Raw genomic sequence first — 17182 nt, forward strand, 5'->3', positions numbered from 1 at the left:
ACTGATATACAGCAATTTATTTATAAAATTATACAAATTAAATTAATTCATATTTAGTTCAAAAACTGATTATATCATTATATAAAAGGAGGGGCGCAAAAGATGGCAATTATTTTAATAACAGCTTTATTAGTAGTTATAATGTTAGGACTATCATTTTTATCATATTTATCTGAAAATAATTTACTTGATGACACTGAGACTGAATAATCGTATTTTTAATACATAACATATATATAGAACGTAAAAAATTATAAGAATTATTTCTTATAATTTTTTTTGTTTAAAATTCAATTTTTTTGCATAAGTTTACATTTCAAAATTCATGTGCTATACTTTTTGTATAAATGTGGAAAATATTGTTTGAATCTTTATAAAAATTGATAATTGAAAATAGGAATAATAAAATAATAGATAATTATAACTGATTTAAAAGATGATAAAAATCTACCTTATAATGAAGAATAATTATCATTTTAATTATTTTATTTCTGACACCAAAATTTAAAATTAAGGTGGAAGGCGATATTTTGTAGATGCAAATTACTTAGCTATGCCACTGGCATAGCTATTTTTAATTGTAAAGAAATTATATTTATATTTTATAGATAAATTATATAAAGAAGTATTTTCTATAGATTTTTAGGGGGATTATATATGAAAAATAAGTTTAAGGTTGTAGGGAGTTTATCATGGTTTCAGAGAATGATTTTAATAATACTTCCAATTGTAATAGTAGTTTTGGCAATGGGAATAGGTAGAATGGTTATATCCCCTGTGGAAGTCTTAAAGTCAGCCTTTGAAAAATTCGGATATGAATACAGTGTAAATCCTCAAAACGAAATAGTACTTTGGACGATTAGATTTCCTAGGATAATACTTGCACTTCTTGTTGGAGCTGGGCTTTCTGTTGCAGGATGTGCATTTCAAAGTTTGTTTTCAAATCCACTAGCGACACCTGATACACTAGGCGTTGCATCAGGGACGAGCTTTGGAGCAGCACTTGGTATATTACATGGCTTTGGTCTTTTAGGAATACAATTTTGTGCACTTGTATTTGGAATAATTGCAGTCGGGCTTACTTATATATCAGGGACTGGTAGAGGGCACAATATGAATACAATTGTGCTTGCTGGGATAATGATTGGATCGTTGTTTTCTGCACTTGTATCTTTTGTAAAATTTGTTGCAGATTCTGAATCACAACTTCCAGCTATAACTTATTGGCTTATGGGGAGTTTGGCATCAGCTAGTTATAAGACTTTACTTTTAGGGGCTCCATTTATAATAGTCGGAATTTTCGTACTTTATCTACTTCGCTGGAGATTAAATATATTGATGCTATCAGAAGATGAGGCGAAATCATCAGGAACTAATATAAAATTACTTAGAACAATAACTATAATAGCGGCAACTTTAGTTACAGGTTCTTGTGTGTCTATGTGCGGCCAAGTTGGTTGGGTAGGTCTAATAATACCTCATATGTGTAGGATGAAATTTGGAAATAACCATCTTTCTTTAGTGCCAGCATCAATAAGTATAGGTGCAGTATTTATGGTTATAGTCGATACAATTGCTAGAAGTCTAGTTGCAACTGAAATTCCAATTTCGATACTTACAGCAATAGTGGGAGCACCATTTTTTATAACTCTTATGAGAAGAAGCGGAGGTTGGCAACTATGATACTTTCAGTTGAAAATGGATGTTTTTCATATAAACATTCTAAAGATAATCTATTAGAAAATATAAACTTTTCAGTAGAGCCTGGGGACTTAGTTGCAATACTTGGACCTAATGGGGCTGGAAAGACGACTTTACTCAGATGTATAATGGGATTTTTAAAATGGAATAGTGGAAAATCGACATTAGATGGAGAAAATATAAGAGATATACCTCACAAAAAGCTTTGGAAAGATATTGCATATGTTCCACAAGCAAAATCTACAGTAGCAGCCTATACTGCTGAGGAGATGGTTCTGCTTGGAAGAAGCAGTCATTTTAGTATGTTGTCACTTCCAAAAGAACAAGACTTAGAAATTGTGCATAAGGTCATGGATGAGATGAATTTAACTAAATTTGCTCATAAAAAATGTTCACAAATAAGTGGTGGAGAGCTCCAAATGGTGTTGATTGCAAGAGCATTAGTATCAGAACCAAAGATACTTATTTTAGACGAGCCAGAGTCAAATCTCGACTTTAAAAATCAACTTCTCATATTAGATACAATGACTAAATTATCTAATCAAGGCATAAGTTGTATTTTTAATACTCACTATCCAACACATGCTCTACAAAGGGCGAATAAGTCGTTTTTACTAAGCAAAAGTGGCAAGTATTTGTTTGGAGAGACTAGAGAAGTTATAACAGAAAAAAACATAGAAAGAGCATTTGGAGTAAAGGCAGTAATAGGTGAAATAGAAACTCCAAACAATATATTAAAAGATGTTATACCGCTTAAAATAACAAAAAATAGCGATATAGACATACTTCTTGATAGAGATGAAATTTCTACAGAGAGAAAAGTTGCAGTAGTATCTATAATAACTGATCACTCTGATGTTTCTGAAAAGATAAATAAATTACTTAGCAAAAATAAAAAATACATAATAGGCAGAATGGGGATGCCTTATGAAGATAGAGGAATATCGATTATAAACGTGACTTTAGATGCTCCAGAATATGTTATACAGACATTAGTATCACAACTTAATTTTTTACAAGGGGTAAGTGTAAAGGCTATATATTCTCAAGTTGAATTTAAAAAATAAAAATCTCGAAATAATATATAAATAGATTTAAGGGGGAGTTAAGTATGATAAAGATAGCGGTTTATGGAAAAGGGGGAATAGGTAAATCTACTACAATTTCAAACCTATCAGTAGCTTTATCTAAAAAGGGATTAAAAGTTATGCAGATAGGGTGTGACCCAAAGGCCGATTCCACAACAAATCTACATAATGGCAGTGAAATAAATACTGTTTTAGATTTAGTTCGCAAAAAAAAGGACGATTTTGAATTAAATGAAATGGTAGTTGAGGGATATAATGGAATATTGTGTGTCGAAGCGGGAGGGCCCACTCCGGGAATGGGTTGCGCAGGTAGGGGCATAATAACAGCTCTTGAAAAATTAGAGCAAAAGGGTGCATATGAAGCTTATAAACCAGATATAGTTTTTTATGATGTGCTTGGAGATGTAGTCTGTGGAGGATTTTCGATGCCTATGAGATGCGGATATGCCGACAAAATATTTATAATAACATCAGGCGAGTATATGTCACTTCATGCCGCTTTAAATATAGCTACAGCTATAGATAATTTTAAAAACAGAGGATATGCAACTTTAGGCGGAGTTATCTTAAATAAAAGAAATATAAAAAATGAAGAAGAAAAGGTAAATGAATTTATAAAAAATATAAATTCAAAATTAATAGGCACATTAGATAGAGATGAAATTGTAGTAGTAGCAGAAGAAAATAAAAAGACAGTATTAGAATCATTTCCAGAAAGCAACATGGCAAAAGAATACGAAATTCTAGCGGATAATCTATTAAAATCATTTGGATATAAAATATCAAAAGACAAAAAATTAAGAGAATATAATAAAGATGCAGATGATGAACAACCAAGTAACCCTGACACAAAGGAGGAAGCTAAATGTTGAAGCGTGTAGAAAGACAAGTTTTAAAAGATGAAAATGATATTTGTGTTTTGGCAAAAGATGCAAAGTTTCCATCGCCATTTGAATCTAGACTTGAGTTTTCATGTTCTGCTAGAGGACCTTGGAATATAGCTCATACAGGGATGTTAATACCAGAGGCACATGAAGTATTTGTATGTGCGCAGAGTTGTCTTCGTGGAGTAGTTTTAACTGCTGCTGAGATGAATGCAATAGACAGGTTTTCAAATATAATAGTAAGAGAAAATAATATTTTAGAAGGCGATACGGAAGATTTGATAATACAATCAATTGGAGAAATACTTTCAAAGCTTTCATATACTCCAAAAGCAATACTTTTATATACTAGCTGTATACACCACTTTATAGGATGCGATTTAAAATTAGTATATAAAAAACTTAGAGAAAAATACCCAGACATAGAATTTACAGATTGTTATATGAATCCGATTATGAGAAAAAGTGGACTTACACCAGATCAAATTATGAGAAGACAACTCTACAGTCTTATAGATAAATGCGATACAGATTATAACAGTGTAAATATAATCGGAAATAACTACAAAACAGACGACGACAGCGAACTTGTAAAAATTATAAAAGAAAACAAATTTACACTTAGAGAAGTTCCAAGAACAAAAGACTATAGAGAATATAAAGATATGGGCAGAGCATTTTTAAATATAATATATAATCCAGCAGCATTAGAAGCGGGAAGGTATTTAAAAGACAAGCTAAACCAAAGATATCTTTATCTTTCACTAAGTTATGATTTTGATGAAATTAAAAAAAATCTAGATAAGCTTTGTGAAGCTTTAAATATAGATAAAATAGATTTTAAAGAAAATGAAACTAATGCAGAAAAAGCTTTAAAAAATGCAAAAGAAATTATAAAAGACACGCCTATTTCTATAGACTACACTTTTACAATTAGACCGCTTAGCTTTGCTAAACTACTTTTAAAATATAATTTTAATGTAGTTTCTATATATGCAGATAGCTTTATAAATGAGGAAGAAGAAGATTTTAAATATATTAAAGAAAATTATCCAAATATAAAAATTTATGCAACTGTGCATGTAAAGATGCGTTTTGTAAAAAGACATACAGATAAAAAAATCTTGGCTTTAGGGCAAAAAGCAGCTTATTTTACAGGTTCAAATAACTTTGTAAATATAGTTGAAGGTGGAGGAATGTATGGATTTAGCTCAATAGAAAAACTATCTAATCTTATGGTAGATGCATTTTTAAACGAAAAGGACATGAAGAAATTAATACAATTTAAGGGATTGGGGTGTGAAAATTATGAAACAAATCGCAAGTAGAATATCGATTTATTCAGCTGATACATTTGGAGTATGTTCAGCATTATATGAACTCGGTGGACTTTGTGTAATGCATGATGCATCAGGATGTAATTCGACATATAACACACACGATGAACCTAGATGGTATGATTTCGACAGCATGGTATACATTTCGGGAATATCTGAGATGGAGGCTATAATGGGTGATGATCAAAAGTTTATAGACGATATAATATATACTGCAAAAGAATTAAATCCTAAATTTATAGCACTAGCAGGTACACCGATTCCTACAATGATAGGTACTGATTTTAAAGCTATTGCAAACATAGTTGAAAATGAAACGAAAATACCTACATTTGGATTTAATACGACTGGCATGAACTCTTATGTAAGTGGTGCATATAAGGCTTTTGAAGCATTATCCAAAAGGTTTCTAAAGAGAAACGATAAGGAGAGTAGGGCAGAGAAGAGCAGAGTGAATATATTGGGGGCTACTCCACTAGACTTCTCTATAAATAATAGTATTAAATCTACTGTAGATTTATTAAAAGAAAATGATTTTGATGTAATAAGCACATGGGCTATGGGTAGCACTTTAGAAGATATAAAAAATGCAGGAAATGCAGATGTAAACTTAGTTATTTCTTATTCTGGCATGGGAGCTGCAAAATATATGTATGAAAAGTTTAATATTCCATATATAGTTGGAACACCATTTGGAAAAGAATTTGCTAAAAAGATAGTAGCAGATTTAAAAGAAACAATTATTACAAAAGAAAACAATATATCTTATATAAATAGAAAAATAGACAAAAATCCACAAATTACAATTGTAGGGGAAAGTATAATGTCAGAATCTCTAGCATATGCAATTTCGACAGAAAAAAATAAAACTGTAAATGTGATTTCGACATTAGAAACAGACAAAAACCTTCTTTTAGAAGGAGATAAATTAAAAATATATGAGGATGATATAGAAAAAGAATTAAAAAATTCAAAAATTATAATAGCAGATCCTCTATATAGACCAATTTGTCCACTTGATTCCAACTTTATATCTTTGCCACATGAGGGGTTTTCAGGGCGAATTTATAGAGCTGAAATACCAAATTTAATTAATAAATCTTTATAGGAAAGGGGAATTTACAAATGAAAAAAATCAAAAAAATAATATGTGCACTATTAATAGCAACAATGGTGCCTGTATTTGGAGGGTGTTCATCATCTTCAACTAGTTCTACTTCATCAAAAGCAAGTGCATCTTCAAGCTCAGCATCTTCAGAAAGTAGTGATACAATAACTATAACTGACCAAGCTGATAATGAAGTAACACTTCCAAAAGATATTAAACGTATAGCAGTGTGTGATATATTACCACTTCCATCAGTTTTAACAGTTTTCTTTAATTCAGGAGATAAAATAGTAGGTATGTCAGAAGCTAGTATGGCAGCTGCTAAAAATGGTCTTTTAGGTGAATTATATCCAGAAGTATTAAAAGCAGATACTGGATTTATAAAAGATGGAGAAGTAAATACAGAAGAGTTATTAAAATTAAAACCAGATGTAGTATTTTATAGTGCATCAGATACAGCAATAGGCGATAAACTAAAAGAAGCTGGATTTAACGCAGTTGCAATATCAGTTAATAAATGGGAATACAACACTATAGAAACTTTAAACAACTGGATAGACTTATTAAGTCAAATATTCCCAGAAGATGCTAAAGCAGATGTAGTTAAAAAACACAGCGACGATGTTTATAAAATGGTTCAAGATAGAGTAAAAGATATACCAGATGATGAAAGAGCTAATGTATTTTTCTTATTTAAATATGATGAAACTTCAATCGCAACATCAGGAAATTCATTCTTTGGTAGCTGGTGGGCAAAAGCTATAGGAGCTAAAAACGTAGCTGATGATATTAAAAAAGACAACGCAGTACCAGTTAATATGGAACAAATTTACAAATACAATCCAGATATAATCTTTGTTACAAACTTTACACAAGCTCAGCCAGAAGATTTATACAACAACACAATAGGAAGTAACGATTGGAGCAAAGTAAAAGCAGTAGAAGATAAAAAAGTCTACAAAATGCCTTTAGGAATGTATAGAAGTTATACTCCTGGAGCAGATACACCAATGACATTATTATGGTTAGCTAAAACTACATATCCAGACAAATTCAAAGATATCGACTTAACTAAAGAAGTTAAAGACTACTATAAAGAAGTATTCGGTGTTGACTTAAGTGACAAACAAGTAGAATCAATATTTGCACCGACATCAGATGCAGCACAAGGATTCTAAAATAAGAAATCTTAACATTGAATAAATACTTTTATAAAGCAAAAGTTTTATATAAATTAATGAAATTTTTAACTATATAAAGTATTTATTAGGTATTTAAGTAAAACTCATATAAAAAGAAGCTAATACAGAATAAAAAATCTATTTTGTATTAGCCTTTTTTCATTGTAAGGAAATAATTCTATATAAAACACAATTTTATTTTTATAAAATAAACAATATGTTAAAATAGATGTACTCAGTAATAACATATTATAATGTCATTACTATATACAAGGAGGATTTTATGACTAATATAAAAAAATTACTACAAATACTAATTCCAGGTATTATACTGGCTATAATAGTTTATGCACTTTTTTTATTTTTTGGAGGAACCATACTATATTTACTTGGATTGAAGTACAATAATTTATTATCCCTAGCAAAGTTCTTTGGGATATTTTTAATTTTGAGTATGATTCTAGACTTTATAGTTGTATGTTTTTTAAAGGTTTTGAAAGAGCTAAGAGGACTTACAGATACCCAATATAATTTATTATATTTGACTTTAGATATACCTTTAAATATGATTATAATTGGCATATCAGAAACACTTATCAAAGGTATCTCGTGCTCAATGTTAACTGCATTTATATTTTCTATAATATCTTATTTATTTGGTATATTTTTAGAGAAGAAATCAAAATAATAAGGCTTAGACAAAATTGATTTGTCTAAGCCTTATTTTAAGCAATTATTTTATTGCTGCTCTTTGTCTTTGTTTGTTGTATTGTAGTCTTTCGTGTTCTTTTAAGTATTTCTTTCTAAGTCTTATAGAATCTGGAGTGATTTCTACTAATTCATCATCATCTATAAATTCTAGAGCTTCTTCAAGAGTGAATGTTCTAGCTGGGTTTAATTTTATAGCATCGTCACTTCCTGAAGCACGAACGTTTGTAAGTTTTTTGTTTTTACATGGGTTAACTACCATATCTTCACGTCTTGAGTTCATTCCGATTATCATACCTTCGTAAACATCAACACCTGGTTCAACGAACATTTGAGCTCTTTCGCTTAGTGCGTTAAGACCGTAAGCCATAGTTGTACCAGCACCTTGAGCTATTAAAACTCCGTTGTTTCTTGTTGGTATTTCACCTTTGTAATCTTCGTATCTAGCGAAAGATCTTACCATGTTTCCTTCACCACGAGTATCATTTATGAACTCACTTCTGTATCCTAAAAGTCCACGAGTTGGAGCAGAGAATTCGATTTTTACATAATCTCCTTCTATAGACATTGCTTCCATCATACCTTTTCTTAAGTTCATTTTGTTTATTACAGTACCAGAGTAAACTTCTGGACAGTTTATTATAACTTTTTCGATTGGTTCTTGAACTCTACCATCTTCAGTTTTGTGCATTAAAACTTCTGGTTTAGATACACCTATTTCGTATCCTTCACGTCTCATGTTTTCAAGTAATATTGATAAGTGAAGCTCACCACGACCACTTACTTTGTATCCGTCAGTAGTGTCCATTGGTTCAACTTTAAGACCAACATTAACTTCAAGTTCTTTTTCTAATCTATCTTTTAAGTGTCTTGTAGTTACGAATTTACCACTCTTACCAGCGAATGGAGAATCATTAACTAGGAAGTTCATTGATAGAGTAGGTTCTTCTATGTGTATCATTTCCATTGGAAGTTCGTTTCCAACTTCACATATAGTTTCACCTATTGATATATCAGGTATACCTGCTATAACAACTATTTCACCACTACCAGCTTCATTAACTTCAACTTGTTTTAATCCTTCGTAAACTGATAATTTAGATATTTTACCTCTAGAAACTACAGAACCTGATTTACATACAGATATTTGTTCCCCACTTTTAACAGTACCTTTGTAAACTCTACCTATACCAAGTCTACCTACATAGTCATCGTATGCAAGTGCAGATATTTGAAGTTGAAGGTGTTTGTCGTCATAATCTGGATATGCTTCAACATGGTCAACTATAGTTTCGAATAATGGAGATAAGTCTGTGCTATCGTCATCCATTTCTCTTTTTGCTATACCTTGTTTAGCTATACCGTAGATTATTGGGAATTCACATTGTTCATCAGTTGCATTTAAGTCTACGAATAAATCGAATACTTCATCAACAACTTCTTCAGCTCTTTGGTCTTTTTTATCTATTTTATTTATGAATAATATTGGTCTAAGACCTAATTCTAATGATTTTTGTAAAACGAATCTTGTTTGAGGCATTGGCCCTTCAGAAGCGTCTACAAGTAATATAACTGTATCAACTGTTTTTATAACACGTTCTACTTCTGATGAGAAGTCACTATGTCCTGGAGTATCTACTATGTTTATTTTGTAATCCTTATAATTTATAGAACAGTTTTTAGAATATATTGTTATACCTCTTTCAGCTTCAAGGTCATTACTATCCATTACACATTCTTTTACTACTTCGTTTGCTCTAAATACACCACTTTGAGATAAGAAAGCATCAACTAAAGTTGATTTTCCGGCATCGACATGGGCAATTACGGCAATATTTATTATTTTATGTTTAATTGACATATAAAAATCTCCTTTTCTTATTATAACCAAGTTATTATATCATAACAGAATTTAGTATACAAGATATATAAAATAGTAATATTATAAAAAAATCTTTATTTGGCGAAACATAGTAGTAATTATTGTATTAAAATTTAATAAGTAGTTATGTTTTTATTATCGTTAGTATATCTTAAAATATTATTTCCAATTATTTAGAAAATATTCAAAGTAAGAAGCAATTTTATAAATTTTAATTAATTTAGACATAATATTTAGTTATTAAAAATATACTTTATAGACAGTTTATCTTAGTAAGAATTGTAATTAAAATGATAGGTATTTACAAATATTGTTGTTTAAATCATAAATCTATTACGGAGGGGAGCGGATTATATGTCAGCAATTATATTTGAAAATATTAATCCAAGAGATAAAAGAACTGAGGGAGAAGAAAAGTTATTAAATGTTTTAAAATACAGTCCTAGATTTGATGGATGGACAGTATTTGAACAACCTCACATAGACTCTATAAAACCAGATTTTATATTACTTAATCCTAAAAAAGGCGTTATAATTATTGAAGTCAAGGATTGGAATCTAAATTTAGATATTTATAAATCTGGAGGGTATATCAAAGGTACAGATGGAAGATTACATAAAAAAGATCCGGTAGAACAAGTTGAAACTTATAAAAATTGCATCCTTAAATCTGATTTAAATAATAGTGAAGATTTTGTTTCTAAAAATAATGATTATTATGGATATATTGAGACAGTCGTATATTTTCACGGGCCATCTAAAGAAAAAGCTTTAGAATTTTGTACAAATAATACATACACTAAAATTTGGACAGATGATGATATAGATAAAATAAATGATATAAATAAAACACTCAATAAGACACAATATACATGGGCACTTACAGTTAAAGAATCAAAGTATAATAAAGACAATATGTTAGAAAATATGGTACATCAATTAATTAAAAATTTACAATGTGCAGATTATAATTATGAAAGAAAAGAGCCATTTAAACTATTTAAAGAACAATCAGACTTAGCAAATTTAAAACAAAATTCTATACGTAGATGGGGAGGAGTGCCTGGAGCAGGCAAATCACTAGTTTTAGCTGAAAAGGCTGCCAGAGCATTGAAAAAAGATTATCGTGTACTTATTTTGACTTATAACATAACACTAAGACACTACCTAAAAGATTTGTGTAGTCAACAATTTGGATTAGATGATAGACGTAAATTGAAAGACAATTTAAGTGTACTATATTTTCATGAATTTCTAAAAATTGTAGCAGCATCATATTGTATAAAACTTCCATATAGTGAATTATATACTTATAATAATAAAGATTATGATTTTACACAAGATTGGATTAAATGTATTGAAAAATTTATGGAGTTAAACCCATTAAAAGATGAATTTAAGTATGATTATATATTGATAGATGAAGGACAAGATTTTAGAGGAGATTGGATCAGATTTCTTAAAAAATTTTATACTCAAAAAGGCGAATTATTTATTGTATATGATAAATCACAAGATATATATGAACATGGAATATGGATTGAAGATAGTGAACAGATAAAAAACATAGGATTTAAAGGAAAACCTGGATATTTAAAAATTTCATATAGGCTACCAAAAGAGACAGTTGAAAAAATAGAACTTGTACGCAAAGAATTAGGCATACATGAAGAAAATATATTGACTCCTAAAAGTAATTCTAATCAAATAAGTTTACTTATAAGTATAAAGTGGATAAATTCTAATACAGATTCTAAAGAAGATAAATTAAATAGAATTGATTTAAAAATAAAAGAACTGTTAGAATATAATAAATTAGAAGATATAACTATTTTAACTACAAACGAAAATACAGGTGTAGATATTGTAAAATTTTTTATGGATAAAGGAATAAAAGTATCTCATGTATATGATATGAATAAAAAGAAAAACGAAAAAAATAGAAGAAATGAAAAATGGAAATTTAGAGGCGGAACAGGCAGACTAAAAGTATGCTCATATCACAGTTATAAGGGGTGGCAAACACCTAATATCATTTTAGTTTTAGATTCTTATGGAAGCGAAAATATTGTGGATATTAGGAAAAATGTAGGCAATGCAATATTTATAAGCATGTCTAGAGTAAAACCAAATTCGATGAATGGACAGTTTTCATTTACATGTTTTAATTATTTACCTGAATATAATTTTTTAGAAAAACTTTTTTGATTTGATATAAAAAGAGATGACTATTATAAGAAATCTATCTATATACATAAATTACCATTTTAGGGATTAAAATACAGCTTGAATAAACAAGAGAAACCTATATACTAAGTAGAGTGACTAAAATAAAACAAAAGAAAATAATATGCGAAAGGAACATAGTTTATGGAAAATAAACAACTGCAAAAAAACTTAGGTATAGCCGCAGCTTTATCTACTGTTGTAGGTATGGTTATAGGTGGTGGGGTGTTCTTTAAACCTCAAGCGGTATACACATTAACAGGAGGTGCTCCTGGTCTTGGAATATTAGCATGGATTATAGCAGGTATAATGACAATAACTGCAGGTCTTACTGCTGCAGAAGTATCAGCTGCTATCCCTAAAACAGGCGGAATGATGGTATATATTGAAGAGATATACGGTAAAAAGTTAGGGTTCTTAACAGGTTGGATGCAAACAGTACTATTTTTCCCAGCTACAGCAGCTGCTATAGCAGTTATGTTTGGGCAACAAGCTGCATTACTTTTAAATAATTCTTCTTTAGTAATGCCAATGACTATTGGAGTAATACTATTAATAGGAATATTAAATACATTCGGTTCTAAAACAAGTGGAGCTATACAAACAGTATCTACTGTATGTAAGTTAATTCCTCTTGGATTAATAATAGTATTTGGATTTATAAAAGGGAGCGGAGATAACCCAATAATGAATCCTTTAGTAGCTGAAGGAATAAGACCAATGGGTGTTATAGGTCAGTTACTTGTTGCAATACTATTTGCTTATGATGGATGGATAAACGTAGGTGCTCTTGCTGGAGAAATGAAAAATCCAGGCAAAGATTTACCAAAAGCTATAATAGGTGGGTTATCTATAGTAATGGCTATTAATGTAGTTATAAACTTAGCATACTTATGGGTATTACCTGCAAGTGAATTAGCTCAATACGCTTCACCAGCATCTATAGTAGCTGAAAAAATATTTGGGCCTGTTGGTGGTAAATTAATAAATGTAGGTATATTAGTATCAGTATTTGGATGTCTAAACGGATATCTTTTAACTGGACCAAGAATACCTTACACATTAGCTAATCAAAAACTTTTACCAGCTACGTTTGGTAAATTAAATAAAAATGGAGTTCCTGCAAATGCAACTCTATTTATGGTCGTACTTTCTGTGATATATGCATTATCAGGACAATTTAACTTATTAAGTGATTTATCTATGTTTGCTATATGGGCATTCTATACATTAACATTCATAGGTGTTATAAAACTTAGAAAAACTCAACCAGATTTAAAAAGACCTTATAAGGTTCCATTCTATCCAGTAATACCAATAATATCTATTTGTAGTGGTTTATTCGTTGTAATAGATCAACTATTCTTAGCTGGTATGAAAAGTTCGATGATTTCTTTAGGTGGAGTTATAGTAACATTAATAGGATTACCTGTATATGCGGTTATGACTAAGAAAAAACCAGAATTAGAAGAAGAAAGTAAAGCATCATAATAAAAAAGGATACTATGATTAGTATCCTTTTTTGATTTTATATTCATTTAATAATTTTATAAATTCAGGTTCTTTTTTTAAAAAGTCTATTTCATCACTATATTCAAGTTCTTTAATTATGTTATTTATAAAAATTTGTCCAAATTTATTATTGCTATAATTAGATTTTGGGTTATTATAAATATGTTTATAAAGTGGTGAGTCATTTAATGTCCAAGGATTTTTAATAGAATTGAACATAGATTTTAATGTATCTATAATCTTTTTTGTGTCTTTGGTTTCCATGGCTATTTGATAGTCGCCAACATATTTATTATAGTCCCATAAATTATATATTTCAGTTGTTTGTTTTATTTTGTTTGAATAAATTAGTGCATAATCAAATTTATTTTGTTTCAAAGCGATATCAAGTAAATTAAGTAGAGAGCTTTGGATTGAGTTAGCCATAAAAAGAATTTCTTTTTCTAAAATTTCACAAGCATCGTTTAATTTATCTTGACTAATATATAAATTTGCTTGAAGTTGTTTTTTATTAATTGATACATTTGGTAATTTATCAATTAACATTTGCGCACTGTTGTAATCTTTTCTCTGAATATATTTAGAAATTAATAATGAATTTATATTATTTGCAAGTTCTAAGTCATCACAGTTGCTTACACGAATAAAGAGCTTTTCAATTTCATTTTCGTATTTATCTTTATCATCTACACAATACAAACACAACGCACCTTGTAAAAAATATGAAACTGAATAAATTAATTTATAGCAGTTTGGATACTCATATATTTTATCTATTGCTATTTTAAATGCATAATCATATCCTTTTGTTTCAACAATAGTAGCTAAATCATTTATAAATTTTCCAATCTCATAATCATTAAGCTCATCATTAAATGATAGTAAAGTATTTAAATCTACTCTTAATAACCTAGCCAAAGGGGGCAAAAGCGTAATATCTGGGTATGAATTTCCTTTTTCCTTATCTATATAAACTTAGTACAAAATAATAAAAAATAGTTCTTAAATATTGGTAATACTATAATGAAATTTTGTCTAAGGTATGCTACAATTAAACAAAACATCAAAATATATAGTATATATATGGTAACAAACAACTACCGACAACACAACTAACCGAGAGCTCAACCGTAGCGTAGCGAAGGGCGAGAGTAAGAAATTAGATTTATAGTGATTGGAGGAATAATATCATGAAAACAAACCTAGATTTTAACGATATCGGTAATATCTTTATGATTCCGATGAAATATAAGTTGAAGACAATAACAATAAGAGATTTTTCTAAATATCAAAATAAAGAAAGAAAAGAAGTTATAATAGTTAGACAGTATCCTAATAGTGAAGCTTGGATACCATCTCAACTAACATCATATCTAAAAACAGTATGCGGTTCCATGTCAGATAACAGTAAAATAAAAGAAGCACGAGTTATCACTAATTTTTTAAACTATATAAATAATGAAATATCGCTTGGATATAATAAAATATTTGATATATTAAGAGAAAATGGATTATATAAACTAAACCTATATCATTTAGCTGAATTCCTTAACTCTTTGCGTAACGATAACTCTTATAAAACAGTTAAAGATAAAGAAAATATATTACTTAAATTTTATGATTATTTATATAAATTAGGTATTACAGGTGAGGATGCTAAAATAGAAAACATTCCTGTTCCAATAAAATCTAATGATAAAAGAAATCAAGTTAGATGGCAAATGGTTAATCCATTTGTAGGTAATCCACAGTATGTTATAGAGTATCCAGACCAAGAGAGAGTTAGTTCTCAAATACTTAAAGATATGGATGAGGATATATGGCATTCGTTTGTTAAGCTTGCAAGAGATAAATATTCTAATATAGCTCTAGGGGTTATTCTTCAAATCTGTGGTGGATTAAGACAAGGTGAGATAGTAAATCTTACTATAGACTCAGTAGAACTAAATAGAGCAAAAAACTACGTGACTGTATCTATTCAAGATAGACAAGATGAACTATTTGCTGATAGAGATATAGATACAAGATATTCACAAGTAAAAAAACCTCGTGAGGGTCAGCCAGTATTTAATTTTAATGGAGAATTATTTGATATATGGGATGAGCATATTGAAAAATTAAATAATAATCAAAAAAGAAAACATTTTAATGCCTTGTTTTTGGATTCATATGGACAACCAATGACAGCACAAGTGTATCAGAAAGAATTTCATAAGTTAAAATGGGATTTCATAGAGTTTGTAGACAAAAAACTTAATAAAGCATCTTTAGCAGATGAATATAGAATTAAATCTTGGGGAAGTCATATTGGAAGACATATATTTACTAATCACCTTATAAAGAAGGGGTATCTTAAAAATATTATGGGTCAACATAGCTCTCAACTTTTAATGATTTTAAGAGGAGATTCATCTGTAAAATCATCAGAGGCATATTTAAATTTAAAAAGTATAACTGAAAGTGTGGCTGATATGATTGACATTGTAGGTGCAATTGCTGTGTCAATGAAAGATAATTAGTAACAGGAGGATTCAATATGAGCATAGCTAAAGGTAAAATATTAAATGAATTTATAGATAAAGAGACAGCTATGAAAAAGCTTGAGTGCAGCTCTATGAATGTTTTTCCATCAATTATGTCTATTTATAAAGTTGAACAAAACACTGTTGATAGGCGTAAATATTATAAATTATCAGATATAGAAGAAATTATAGAAAAGGCTAATGATTTTTTTAACAAACATTATAGTTGTCCTTATGTAGTAGAATTATTTGGTTATCCTCTCTTAAATAAATACAAAATAAAATCTGTTACTATACCTCGTAAATACAGAGGTATATTATTACAAACTAGAAAAGAATTCAAGGGGGCAACCAATTGTTATGAAAAAACTGATATAGATAAATTAAAACAAAAAATTGAAGATATAAATAGTAATTACTTAGACAGAGAAAATACATTTAAGAAACTAGAAACAACTCAAGATTATATTGTAGATGTAGTATCTAAATTTAATATAAGAACTAAAACTAATGGTAATAAAACATATTATAATATTGAAGATTTGCAAGCAGCAATCGAAGAAGTAGAGAAATTTTATGAAGAACATTATACTGCTCAGTATGTATATGAAAATATATTTAGTAGAGATATAGTAAAGGCACGTAATGTTAAACAAGTAAGAATTTTTAATCATTATAAAAGTATTTTGAGGAAAAAATATGATTTTAAAGGTATATATATTTTTTATAAAAAAGCCGATATCGACAATATATCTATTAAAGAGAATGAGTTTATTGATAGGAATTCTATATTAAAAATGTTTGAAATAGAATCAGATAGATTTATATTAAAGCCAGTAGTAAAAGAATTTGGCATAGAAACAATGCAAACAGGTAATAGTTTATTATATAGATTAAAAGACGTTAAACGTGCTGTAGAAGAAGTTAAAAATTTTTTTGATACTAATTATACTCGGAAACAAGTATCTGAAATAATCGATGATGAATTATCATATTAAGTGCAACACTTAAAAATGGATAAAAAAATAGCTCA

The 17182-nt window shown here is 29.1% G+C and carries 13 protein-coding genes; 11 read left to right on the top strand and 2 right to left on the bottom strand.

Features of this window, described 5'->3' with window-relative positions; genetic code table 11:
• The first annotated feature begins 657 nt into the window (after positions 1–657).
• The 7 genes from RDX53_RS11470 (at position 658) to RDX53_RS11500 (ending at position 7987) form a co-directional block, all read left to right on the top strand.
• Positions 658–1683 carry an iron ABC transporter permease gene (locus tag RDX53_RS11470; protein WP_307994192.1) on the top strand — a complete coding sequence of 342 codons (1026 nt, stop codon included), beginning with the start codon at positions 658–660 and terminating at the stop codon, positions 1681–1683.
• Positions 1680–2768, top strand: coding sequence for a TM1266 family iron-only hydrogenase system putative regulator (locus tag RDX53_RS11475; protein ID WP_307994193.1), 1089 nt, complete (start codon positions 1680–1682; stop codon positions 2766–2768). Before RDX53_RS11470 ends, RDX53_RS11475 begins: the two co-directional genes overlap by 4 nt.
• 44 nt (positions 2769–2812) lie before the next feature.
• Positions 2813–3661: an AAA family ATPase gene (locus tag RDX53_RS11480; protein WP_195931585.1), complete on the top strand. Its 849-nt coding sequence runs from the start codon at positions 2813–2815 to the stop codon at positions 3659–3661.
• Positions 3655–5001 carry a nitrogenase component 1 gene (locus RDX53_RS11485; RefSeq protein WP_295734309.1) on the top strand — a complete coding sequence of 449 codons (1347 nt, stop codon included), beginning with the start codon at positions 3655–3657 and terminating at the stop codon, positions 4999–5001. The genes RDX53_RS11480 and RDX53_RS11485 overlap by 7 nt, the downstream gene beginning before the upstream one ends.
• The gene (locus RDX53_RS11490; protein ID WP_307994194.1) at positions 4982–6118 is read left to right on the top strand and encodes a nitrogenase component 1; all 1137 of its coding nucleotides are present in this window, start codon (positions 4982–4984) and stop codon (positions 6116–6118) included. The genes RDX53_RS11485 and RDX53_RS11490 overlap by 20 nt, the downstream gene beginning before the upstream one ends.
• Before the next feature lie 17 nt (positions 6119–6135).
• Positions 6136–7296 (top strand): ABC transporter substrate-binding protein, encoded by a 1161-nt coding sequence (locus RDX53_RS11495; protein WP_307994195.1) that lies wholly within the window; start codon positions 6136–6138, stop codon positions 7294–7296.
• 286 nt (positions 7297–7582) lie between these two features.
• Positions 7583–7987, top strand: a complete 405-nt coding sequence (locus RDX53_RS11500) for a regulatory YrvL family protein (RefSeq protein ID WP_307994196.1) — start codon at positions 7583–7585, stop codon at positions 7985–7987.
• A 45-nt stretch (positions 7988–8032) separates the two neighbouring features.
• Here the strand turns inward: RDX53_RS11500 and typA are convergent, their stop codons facing one another.
• Positions 8033–9868, bottom strand: a complete 1836-nt coding sequence (gene typA / locus RDX53_RS11505; RefSeq protein ID WP_007287111.1) for a translational GTPase TypA — start codon at positions 9866–9868, stop codon at positions 8033–8035.
• A 375-nt stretch (positions 9869–10243) separates the two neighbouring features.
• On the opposite strand from typA, the gene RDX53_RS11510 reads away from it, so the two are divergent.
• Together RDX53_RS11510 and RDX53_RS11515 are read left to right on the top strand one after the other, a co-directional pair.
• A complete protein-coding gene (locus tag RDX53_RS11510; protein WP_307994197.1) occupies positions 10244–12097 on the top strand; it encodes an NERD domain-containing protein in 1854 nt (617 codons plus the stop codon).
• Between the two features lie 162 nt (positions 12098–12259).
• The gene (locus tag RDX53_RS11515; protein ID WP_307994198.1) at positions 12260–13606 is read left to right on the top strand and encodes an amino acid permease; all 1347 of its coding nucleotides are present in this window, start codon (positions 12260–12262) and stop codon (positions 13604–13606) included.
• Between the two features lie 18 nt (positions 13607–13624).
• Here the strand turns inward: RDX53_RS11515 and RDX53_RS11520 are convergent, their stop codons facing one another.
• A complete protein-coding gene (locus RDX53_RS11520; protein WP_307994199.1) occupies positions 13625–14545 on the bottom strand; it encodes a transcriptional regulator in 921 nt (306 codons plus the stop codon).
• Between the two features lie 272 nt (positions 14546–14817).
• Here RDX53_RS11520 and RDX53_RS11525 point away from each other — a divergent pair, with 272 nt between their 5' ends.
• Positions 14818–16146: a site-specific integrase gene (locus RDX53_RS11525; protein WP_307994200.1), complete on the top strand. Its 1329-nt coding sequence runs from the start codon at positions 14818–14820 to the stop codon at positions 16144–16146.
• Positions 16147–16163: 17 nt separating this feature from the next.
• Positions 16164–17147 (top strand): hypothetical protein, encoded by a 984-nt coding sequence (locus RDX53_RS11530; RefSeq protein ID WP_307994201.1) that lies wholly within the window; start codon positions 16164–16166, stop codon positions 17145–17147.
• The last annotated feature ends 35 nt before the right edge of the window (positions 17148–17182 follow it).

It is taken from the genome of uncultured Intestinibacter sp., from assembly GCF_902468165.1.
Classification (GTDB): domain Bacteria; phylum Bacillota; class Clostridia; order Peptostreptococcales; family Peptostreptococcaceae; genus Intestinibacter.